This is a genomic window from Geofilum rhodophaeum, assembly GCF_002210225.1.
Classification (GTDB): Bacteria; Bacteroidota; Bacteroidia; order Bacteroidales; family Marinilabiliaceae; genus Geofilum; species Geofilum rhodophaeum.
The window spans coordinates 1-10260 of record NZ_MWUJ01000036.1; the positions used below are offsets into that span (position 1 = coordinate 1).

The following is a 10260-nucleotide window of genomic DNA, read 5'->3' on the forward strand; positions in this document are numbered from 1 at the left end:
GGGGCAGTGGCCCTATGTGGAAAGGCTACTCACTAACAGAGAAAACGCTACGCACTATATTGCCACACGTTGGCAACCATTTAAATAAAGACAACAGAGCTCATCAATCTGAGAAATATTTTACTGACTAACTTGCTGAACGTATATATAGCATATTAATAGTATTTCTTTTGGTGGCTGCGGGTAGCATACGGACTAGAGACCTATTCATAATAAACACCTCAATTTGTAAGGGTGGCAAATAAAGAAAATATAGCACTAATAATTAAAGACAATAAAGACGAAATCACAATGAAAGTTTTAAGTTAAATGAAACCTGTAAGGATTAAGTATATGAGAAAAGCTTGCGGGGTGAAGTATTTAATTAATAGATTTCACATAATGTATGAATAAAAAAACTAAAATAAAGTATAAAAAATTCATCAGGGAATCATGGCTGTACTTAATAGGTGGATTCTTTTTGTTTATGATTGGGTCTATTCGATTTCTATTATTCATGCCAGGTATTGGGGCAAACTTGAAAACACAGCAACCAGTTGTAATGAATGGCTCTTTCATCTTAATTCTTGGTTTTGGCTTCTTTGTAATAGGTGTTTATCGTGTGAAAAATAAAAGGAAAGTATTTAAAGATCTCTTAATTATTGAAAGAGAAATTGAAGAAATGGAAGAATTGCAGCGAAGAAGAAATATGGGGTATAAAAAATAAACGGTTGCCAACAAAGCTGTATACGGCAGCCGGGGCTCCACAACATATTGCGGGTTTCGCTCTCCCCAGTATGTCGCTCTTGGCCAGAAACTTTCGTAATTGGTAGAAATGCCCCGGCCGACCGCATACAGCCGGGCGTTGGCGGTAATGCAAAAAAAAGACACCTCACTATGATAAGAACATTTTTAACAGTCCTGATGATTTTAATAAATGGATTATTCTGCTTTGGACAAAAGCACGGATTTTTAAAATATGATTTGGGATTAACTATTGACCAAGTTCAATTTGATTCAAATACTGACAATTTTAAGTATTCAGATTCCAGAGCTTCTTCAATCTCATTTACTTATGAACAACAAATAAATGACTTTTTAAGCATTGAGACTGGTGTTCAGGACAGATATATTGAGACTGGAGTAACTGGTTATATACCGGATACTTTTTATGTTGGGGCAGCATCGAATTATTTGACAATTCCTCTAAGGATAATTACAAATCAAAGAATTATTGGCAACATATCTTTTTTACAAAGATTTGGGACTAATTTATCTATAGCACATACCTTTAGTGGTATTGATGATAGATTTACAACAGAAGATTATTCGATTAAGGTAAATACAAATTTGCCCAAAACTTATTTCACGTTTGATTTTGGACTTGGACTTGAATGGATTTTTTCAAAGACTAAATCGTGGAAACTTACTTTTATGTATGATTATAATTTATCAACAAAGAGAATTCTCAATGTTGATTTACAGGATTCAAATAGTGTAAATTATTCTCATTTTGAGACAAGTGGTAATTATCATGCATTTATGATTGGTATTGGATATAGAATTAGTAACATATGGATTTGAAAATAATGCACATACCGCCAACACACAATATAGCCAAAAAGGGTTTTTTTGGTATGCGAAGGGTTGTAACCCGCTTCAATTTTTCGTGTAACTTGATAGGAAATCGCCCGCAATCCCTTTCAGGCCATATTGTCAACCGTTGGGCTGCATACAGGCAGAGATTAAACTATATGAGCTTAATTTTGAGAATTGATGATGAATGAAACAACAGAATGATTTTATTAAAGCGATAGATAATCAGGAATTAGTAGATTTCTCAATTGGTAAAGGGAATTATTTTCTACCTGATAGGGAATACGGAGGACATTGGATTTTAGGTTCTTGGTTAAATAGTATTTTGCCTTTATTGAACGAATCCAATACTGATATACAGGAACATCTTAAAACGATGTTGCAGGAGTTGATTTACTCTACTGATATTCCCGTGATTGAAAAGAGTGAAAACTTACTTTATCATCTATATGTTTTTTATTACCTACGAAACGAAAATCGAATACCCGATTTGGATATTTTTGATACATTGCTTCCAGATATTTCACTTTTTTTGGATAAAGTAAAGGAAGACTGCATAGCAAATAATCAGCTTGACACCCTTACACAGATGAAAAACTCGATAAATATGATTCAAAATAATGGTGGATTGTTACCTTATGGAAAAGTTTGATTTATCAAATATTGATAGAGTGATAAGAAAATATAATGATTGGGGGAAACCTTGGGCATTTGTTGATTTTGTAAAGACCACCCTTAATGATAAGGAAATAGAATACTTTGATTCGATAATGAAAATTGCTCTAGAATTTGAAAATTGGAATTATTCTGATTTGACACTGGGTTGTAAAATAACTCATACTCGATTAAGAAAGATTACAGAATTTAGTGAGAAAGCAGTTGCTAACATTGTAAGGTCAGCATCATATGAATGGAAGTAAAATGAGAAAACTAATTTTCATATACATATTTATTGTTTTTACAAGTTGTGATAATGTAAATGATGCTGCTAAATTGTACAGATTAGGAAGACGGATAGAACGTGTATCTGTAAATGATGAAAGCTTAAATGAACATAAGGAAAGTAAAAAGCAAAATGATTGGGGAGTGAGTACTATAATGAAAATAGACACATTAAAAAATGATTCTGCTAAATACTCTGTTGATTTAAGATTACCAGTTGATACTTTAAAAAGCATCTATATGACTATGAGTGTTCTACCACATATGATAAAAGGTTATTCAGAAAATGAATCTGATTTTATCCTGAATTTTTATCAAGATAGTCTAATAGTAATTAAGTATTTAGTACACTATAAAAAGACTTCAAAGAATCAGTATGACTATAGGCTAATAAAGAAGTACGACAGCCCAACAATATGTATAAGTAATGCCGAGTGAAGTGGTTAATTTAAACCATTGCTCTCGTATCAAATTTCATCATATATTGATACGAAAGTGCTTCGAAATTCGGCACTACTCATACACTCACCGTTGGTGGCAATTTAGGAAGTCTGCCAACGAGAGACTAGCCTGAATAAGATAGGATTTATTAAAAAATACTAAAGAATGATTTCAAATCTTCCAAAATGACAGAAACTGAAATACTGCAGTATGATTAAGTTGATTAATTTTAAGCCAAGAGCATTCTTATTTATGACAATTGGATTGATTCCAATGTTGTTTTTAATTGTTTGGTTGCTCGCAAACTTGATTGGACCAGAGGGTGCAAATTTTAATGCCATGTTGTTTTTTGGCGGATTCGTTGGATTCCATTTATTGTGGATTAATACGATAGGTCTTAGTCTTAATTTGGTCAATATAAAGACTGGACATTCAAGTAATAGGAAAAAGAGCAACATTCTATTCATTGTTCTTTTTTCAATTTATTCATTGAGAATGATAATTACTTTGCCATATTTTGAGTCCATAGAACCCATCTTTGGTGTGACTTTGAATATTTTAATAGGAGTATCAGGAATATTTTTGATTACTTATTTGTTTTACAAAATTTCAGATGATTATATATCACTGACTAAAAATCGAAATCCAAATTTAATAGACTATTTTATTATGTTATTTCATTTTGGCTTTTTTCTTGTTGGATTAATGATTCTGCATTCACATGTAAGACTTATACTTAAAGACAACGACATCCTAAGGGAATAAAAACTGCCACCAACAAAGCTGTATACGGCAGCCGGGGCTCCACAGCATATTGTGGGTTTCGTTCTCCCAAGTCAGCCGCGCTTGGCCTGAAACTTTCGTAACGGGCAGAAATGCCCCGGCCGACCGCATACAGCCGGGCGTTAGCGGGCATTTTAAAAAGACAAAACAATGAAGCATAAACGACTTTTAATAGCGACCATTATATTCTTCCTTTTAATAAACACGACTTATTTCTGGCAAGGAAAGCTTGGAATGTTTGTCATGGTGACTTCTTTGTTGTTAATTGTTTCTTTTATTGTGCTGACAGTATTACTTCTCAGACAGATTTACATTTCGATAAAAGAAAAGCTTATAGATAAACAAAGACTAATTGTAATTGCAATTTTAGCGTTGACTTTAGCAATTCCATTCTTTTTTCCAGGAGGTCTTATAAACTTCGAGAAGTTTGAAAGTGAGAGCATTTTGATTGCTCAAAGAGAAGGTGCGGCAAACTGCTTGACAACATTGAAACTTAAAGCAAATAAAAAATTTAACGAGAGAACTGTTTGTTTCGGAATTACCGAAATTACAGGTACATACAATTTAAAAGGAGATACAATTTTCTTTGATTACGATTCGCCAAGCAGACAAGAGAATGAATCTTATAAGTTTGCAATTATTAAGAATTCTGACCCTAATAACAAAAAGCACAAAGGTGATTTAGTAAGATTTAAAAATAATTCAGATACAACAGGAATTGCACTCTGGATTATTAAGAATGAATTGACTAAATGATATTAGAAAAAAAAACGCCCGCTAACACGCGGTCATTGCCAATGCCGCACAGAGGCTGTTCACGCATTGACAGTTCTGTAAAGTGCGGCACTGGCAATACCGCCAACCGTTGGGCACCATAAAAAAAACAAACATCCTGCAACATGACAAAATATTTAAAAACAGATTGGGATTATAATGCAGAAAGGCTTGTTGAAGTGTATGACGAATTACCTCTATGGGCTGCACCTTTTGGATTAAAACTACTCGAAGGAATTAAATATAAAAAGGGTATCAAGGCGGTAGATATTGGGTTTGGTGCAGGATTCCCTTTAACTGAAATTGCTATGCGATTGGGTAAAGATTCTATAATCTATGGGATTGACCCTTGGGAAGCTGGAGTTGACAGGGCAGAAAAGAAAATTGACTATTACGGTATCAGAAATATTAAAATCATTCGTGGGGTAGCCGAGAATATTCCTATAGATAATAATTCCATTGATTTAATAGTAAGCAATAATGGATTAAACAATGTGTCAGACCTAGACAAGTCATTATCAGAATGCTCCAGAATAATGAAATCTTAAGGACAGTTTATTCAAACAATGAACCTTATTGATACAATGATTGAGTTTTATTCGTCGATGGAAAATGTACTTACAGATTTAAAGCTTGATTATTGTATTCAAACAATGAGAAAACAGATTAATAAAAAGCGGAAGCCACTTGACCAATACCTTGAGCAGCTAAAATCACACGGATTCTCAATTGACTCAGTGAATCATGATAAGTTTAAATATCAATTTGTTGACGGGACTACAATGCTCAATCATTATTTTATAAGACTTGCCTTTCTTGACAGTTGGAAAACCATTGTGCCGAATGAAAGGCAAGTAGAGATATTTGAGTTGATTGAAAATGAGTTAAATCTTAAATCTGCAAAGGACGGAGTTTTGACTTTAAGTGTGCCATTTGTAACGATTAACTGTAAGAAGATATAAGTCAACAAATTACAGTGCCCAACATCATGTATAAAATATTGGGGGTTTATGTGTTCAGTGTAAATTCATTCCCCGTAGCAAATATCTTAACGGCAGACAATAACGACGCTCGCAAGCCCCCAACAATTTCATACATGTGCTCGTTGGGCGTAATTATAGATAACTTAGAATACCTACAAAATGATTGTTGAGTCTAAAAATCAGAAAATTAGAAATTTGTTAGTTTGTTCTGTCTTTGTGATTTTATTAGCAATAGATTTTCTCTTTCTATATCCTCAAAATCAAATTGCATCAATTGTATTCGGAACAATGCTATTAATATTAATATTGGGGCTGCCAGAAAATAGAATAATAATTGAAGCTGACCATATTGAATTTCAATCACATAGAATCTTTGGATTTTACAAAAGCATCAAGCGACTTGACTTTAGTAATATTTTAAGTGCGGATTTTTATCCCGAAAAAACAAATTGGTTGATTATTCTTTTGGCAGGAGCTGGTGGACATAGTTTTGCAGAATTGACTTTCATTCTGAAAAATAGTGAAAGATTCTCGAGGCAAATTAAGGAGTCTGATGACTTTATAAAGACCTTGACAAGTGAACTTGGAAAAAGAATTCAATTAAAAATCAATAAATAACTACGCCCAACATCATGTATAAAACATTGGGGTTTAAGTGGTTATTTGATGTTTTCTGCCCCGCATTAGCTTTTGCAACGGCAGACAGGGAAGTCGCCCGCAATCCCCAACGTTTCATACATGTGCTCGTTAGCATGCATTAAAAAACAGAACCCTGCATAAAAATATGGAAACAAAGATTAAAGATAATATTGAAAATCCTGAGCAACTTGAAAAGTTGTATCGCTCAGACAATAAAGGATTTCAAAAAGCTTTCTCTGAAATTTATTACGAGATTGCTGATTTTAAAATGGCGGACTTTTGGAAAGCCAGATTATATTTTGATTCCCAAAGTGAGACTAAAATAGAAGTACGCAAGACTGACGTATTATTCCTGATAGTAACCTGCTTGATAACTGGATTTTTGGTCAAATTACCACAGATTTTTGACATTAAATTAAATGATTATTTCTACTACGAAAAAAATGTAGGCCTATTAATATTGTTGGGGTTATCAGCCTATTCATTCCTGACAAAAACTAAGATCAACACAAAGCATCTGATAGTCTCAACTTTGGTCTTTGGACTTTCAGCAATTTATATAAATCTCTTACCATCCGACAGAGATAGCCATTCGATTAATTTAGCATATATTCATTTGCCATTACTTTTGTGGTGCTTATACGGTTTGATTTTCATCGACTTTGACACAAAAGATAAAACTAAGCGGATTGATTACATAAAATATAATGGCGACATTGCAATTCTTGCCGCTATAATTCTGATTGCTGGAGGAATATTGACAGGAGTAACTCTTGGATTATTTTCTGCGATTGATTTAAAAATTGAAAATTTCTATTTTGAATACATCGTAATTCTTGGATTGGTATCCTCACCGATTGTTGCAACATATATCGTGAAAAACTACCCAACTGTTACAAATAAGATTGCTCCCATAATTGCTAGTATTTTTAGTCCATTGGTATTAATTACTTTAATAATCTATCTGATTAGTATTTTAATTACCGGGAAAGACCCCTATAATGACCGAGACTTTTTAATTGTTTTTAATCTTATGCTTTTAGGAGTAATGGCAATTATCGTATTTTCCGTTTCAGAGACATCAGTAAATAAAAGACAGAGATTTAACGAATTAACACTTTTTATTTTAACGATTGTAACTCTTATAGTTGATTTAATAGCATTGTCCGCCATTTTATACAGACTAGGGGAATTCGGATTTACTCCAAACAGGACTGCTGTATTAGGGGCAAACCTATTGATTTTTGGCAATCTCATCTTGATCATGATTGATTTGTATAAAGTTGGATTTAAAGGGAATGAGATAAAGTCTGTAGAATTGACAATCGCAAAATATTTACCAATATATACGGCTTGGACAATTTTTGTAACATTTGGATTACCGTTTATATTTGGACTGAAATAGGAATAACGCATGCTAACAATGTATATACAAAATAGGCGAAATAGTAGTAAATTCAAGGGTTGTAGCCCGCTTCAACTGCATCTCGGTTTGATAGATTTGAAGCCCGCAATCGCCTACTTTGCATATACTAAACGTTAGCGCAAATTAGAAAAAACCGCTGCATTGTAAACTAACAGATTGAATTATAANAGCGCAAATTAGAAAAAACCGCTGCATTGTAAACTAACAGATTGAATTATAAAAAATGAAAAAACTAACAGGTTGGATACTGATTATTTTTTGCTCAATATTATTATTGATTTTTGCAATTGCCTTGATTGCAATAATCCCAGGAGTTTTAAATAAGAGTTCCGAGGTACAAATGTCGATTAAGGAAATTTTGACATCGTCCGTCGGATTCTTGATTGTTATTTCTCTCTTAATAATTGGATTGAAAAACGGAATTAAGAAAATTAAAAAGGAAAAAGTGGTTGAAACCATAGATTACGATGGAGAGCTTAAAATAGACTTGACTGGGCAAATTGAGTATATTGACTACAGAAATTTGATTTTAGGAATAAGTTTCAAAAAGCCGATTTATATAGTTGTGCTAGGTATATTGCTACTTTTTTCACTGACGTTTGTAGTAAATAGAGAAAATATGATGAACCAGTTAGATTCCAACTACTTTATATTTATTATTATCGGAGTATTTCTACTTTCTCCATTTTTTACACTCATTCAGATTAAAAGACTTTATAATACAAACAGCATATTTAAGGAAGAATTAAACTACATCTTGACAAATGATTCGATTCAAATTAAAGGGGAGACTGTAGACTCAACTCAAAAATGGACACATTTTTACCAAATTCGAGAGACTAAAAAGTTTTTCATGTTTTATCATGGAAAAATGATTGCAACTTTGATTGATAAGAAAATGTTTTTGGAAAATGATTTGCAGGAATTTCAGAGGTTTACTAAGTCGTTGAGATTGAAAAGGTTATAAGTGTTAACTTGCGCTAACAATGTGTATAATTCATAAGGGTTTCAGCGATTTTCGAGCATTGTCACCCGCATCAACTTTGGGTGGTAAACTGATAGGTTTGAAGTCCGCAATCCCTTACGAAATCATACACTAAACGTTGTGTGTAATTAAAATGAAGACAATAGCAACCATATTATTAATTACAATATCTTTCTTTTCTGTTAAAAGTCAGACTTTTCCAGACAAGATAAAGATTGTGCAGAATACATTTGAGTATTCAGCTTTTATTGATACAGTAGAATTGTATAGTTCTGATACAATTGTCTTGACTAATAAAAGGACGATTTCAAAGTTATTTGCGGAATTAGAACAATTTGATAACGAAAAGCAATTACTCGAAAAGTTTGAAATAGATACTGCTTTTGTTCGAAATAATCCTAATGAAATTTTGAAACTGTATGATGGGGAGAAGAAGTTTGATTGGAATGAAAAACAAAAAGAATATATTTTAGACAAGATAAATGATGTCAGTGTTTTACGAAAGGAATTAAACAATTATATATCGAGCTATACTCCGAAAAGTAAACATCGCAGATTTTCTATTTCTAGACTTCTAAGATTCCGCAGAGTAGGGATTTGTGGAATGGGTATGCCAACGTATAGAGGTGAATTTATTATTTCACTGTATAAAGAAAATAATGTAACAAATATATTCACTTCAAGCAGACGTACTTCAGGATATTATTTCCCATATAAAGACTTGTCAGATAGAGTTGTATATAATTACAAGATTGATAAACAACTGAATGATATATTAAAGCGGAAAATCAAGATTGAAGAGCCATTGAAAGGACATGATTTGCTCAAATATATTTTAAATCAAGTTGTAGACAACAATGTACGCGAACTTTATAAGCTGAGTGCATATTCATACGAAAATGAAATTTCGGATTTATCGACTGATTTTAAAATCATATCATCAGAAGAGGTTTACGGTCGAGGAAGATACATTTGGGACGAGCCTAAAACAATAAAAATTACTCTTAAGAATGAACAAATGTTGCCCAATGTTTATATGCAGTTTTTAGCTAGTAAATCTGGCGAAACACTGTATTCAAGGGACTCCATAAAAAAAGACTATAAAGACATTTTGTCTCGTATTCAGTCTATTACTTTCATTACGGACTACTTAAAACTGGATTCAAGTGCACAACTTGATATTTACTATTTTAATAATAGTGGAATCAATAAATACAATATTGATGGGATTAATAAAAACCCAACGGAATGGCAAAAGCAGGATGATTATATTGAAAGCTTGAAGTGGTATGAGACTAGTGATATTAAACCATCATTCGACATAGATAAGGCTATCAAGACTTCTGAGAGAAATTATTGCGGTTGTTATTATAGATTTGAAAGCAATTTTATAAAAGAAGCCATATTCTTTGAGATTACAAGTGATAGAAACCCAAGTTCAATTTGGTTTTTACTACCAGACGAGACCGTGTTGCTTTATCATTTAGAGACTTACCATATGGAAGATGCTAAAGTGATAGATAAGCGGATTAGTCAATACAGTACAGACATGAAACTACCTTGGGCGTGTTTACGGTTTGATAAAAAGGGAGAACTAATTACTAAGGAATAACTACACACAACAATATATATACAAAATAGGCGTGACAGTAGTAAATTCAAGGGTTGCAGCCCGCTTCAAAATTGTAACGGTTTGATAAGTTTGAAGCCCG

At 32.8% G+C, this 10260-nt stretch carries 14 protein-coding genes; 13 read left to right on the forward strand and 1 reads right to left on the reverse strand.

The window, feature by feature from the left end:
* Positions 1 to 385: 385 nt before the first annotated feature.
* The 7 genes from B4W65_RS16470 (at position 386) to B4W65_RS16500 (ending at position 4497) form a co-directional block, all read left to right on the forward strand.
* A complete protein-coding gene (locus B4W65_RS16470; RefSeq protein WP_088656261.1) occupies positions 386 to 706 on the forward strand; it encodes a hypothetical protein in 321 nt (106 codons plus the stop codon).
* A gap of 170 nt (positions 707 to 876) precedes the next feature.
* Positions 877 to 1563, forward strand: a complete 687-nt coding sequence (locus B4W65_RS16475; protein ID WP_146697821.1) for a hypothetical protein — start codon at positions 877 to 879, stop codon at positions 1561 to 1563.
* Positions 1564 to 1762: 199 nt separating this feature from the next.
* Positions 1763 to 2227 (forward strand): hypothetical protein, encoded by a 465-nt coding sequence (locus tag B4W65_RS16480; protein WP_088656263.1) that lies wholly within the window; start codon positions 1763 to 1765, stop codon positions 2225 to 2227.
* Entirely contained in the window at positions 2214 to 2495 is a 282-nt protein-coding gene (locus B4W65_RS16485; protein WP_088656264.1) for a hypothetical protein, read from the forward strand. The genes B4W65_RS16480 and B4W65_RS16485 overlap by 14 nt, the downstream gene beginning before the upstream one ends.
* A 1-nt stretch (position 2496) precedes the next feature.
* Positions 2497 to 2955, forward strand: a complete 459-nt coding sequence (locus B4W65_RS16490) for a hypothetical protein (protein WP_146697822.1) — start codon at positions 2497 to 2499, stop codon at positions 2953 to 2955.
* Between the two features lie 213 nt (positions 2956 to 3168).
* Positions 3169 to 3723, forward strand: coding sequence for a hypothetical protein (locus B4W65_RS16495; RefSeq protein ID WP_088656266.1), 555 nt, complete (start codon positions 3169 to 3171; stop codon positions 3721 to 3723).
* A gap of 168 nt (positions 3724 to 3891) precedes the next feature.
* Positions 3892 to 4497: a hypothetical protein gene (locus B4W65_RS16500; protein ID WP_088656267.1), complete on the forward strand. Its 606-nt coding sequence runs from the start codon at positions 3892 to 3894 to the stop codon at positions 4495 to 4497.
* Here the strand turns inward: B4W65_RS16500 and B4W65_RS17495 are convergent.
* A complete protein-coding gene (locus B4W65_RS17495; RefSeq protein ID WP_205741317.1) occupies positions 4490 to 4642 on the reverse strand; it encodes a hypothetical protein in 153 nt (50 codons plus the stop codon). The genes B4W65_RS16500 and B4W65_RS17495 overlap by 8 nt on opposite strands.
* On the opposite strand from B4W65_RS17495, the gene B4W65_RS16505 reads away from it, so the two are divergent.
* The 6 genes from B4W65_RS16505 (at position 4641) to B4W65_RS16530 (ending at position 10160) form a co-directional block, all read left to right on the forward strand.
* Entirely contained in the window at positions 4641 to 5063 is a 423-nt protein-coding gene (locus B4W65_RS16505; RefSeq protein ID WP_088656268.1) for a class I SAM-dependent methyltransferase, read from the forward strand. The genes B4W65_RS17495 and B4W65_RS16505 overlap by 2 nt on opposite strands.
* Positions 5064 to 5081: 18 nt before the next feature.
* Positions 5082 to 5477 carry a hypothetical protein gene (locus tag B4W65_RS16510; protein ID WP_146697823.1) on the forward strand — a complete coding sequence of 132 codons (396 nt, stop codon included), beginning with the start codon at positions 5082 to 5084 and terminating at the stop codon, positions 5475 to 5477.
* A gap of 180 nt (positions 5478 to 5657) precedes the next feature.
* Positions 5658 to 6116 (forward strand): hypothetical protein, encoded by a 459-nt coding sequence (locus tag B4W65_RS16515; RefSeq protein ID WP_088656270.1) that lies wholly within the window; start codon positions 5658 to 5660, stop codon positions 6114 to 6116.
* Between the two features lie 166 nt (positions 6117 to 6282).
* Positions 6283 to 7542 carry a DUF4153 domain-containing protein gene (locus tag B4W65_RS16520; protein WP_088656271.1) on the forward strand — a complete coding sequence of 420 codons (1260 nt, stop codon included), beginning with the start codon at positions 6283 to 6285 and terminating at the stop codon, positions 7540 to 7542.
* Positions 7543 to 7786: 244 nt separating this feature from the next.
* A complete protein-coding gene (locus B4W65_RS16525) occupies positions 7787 to 8530 on the forward strand; it encodes a YcxB family protein (protein ID WP_088656272.1) in 744 nt (247 codons plus the stop codon).
* 151 nt (positions 8531 to 8681) lie between these two features.
* A complete protein-coding gene (locus B4W65_RS16530) occupies positions 8682 to 10160 on the forward strand; it encodes a hypothetical protein (RefSeq protein WP_088656273.1) in 1479 nt (492 codons plus the stop codon).
* The last annotated feature ends 100 nt before the right edge of the window (positions 10161 to 10260 follow it).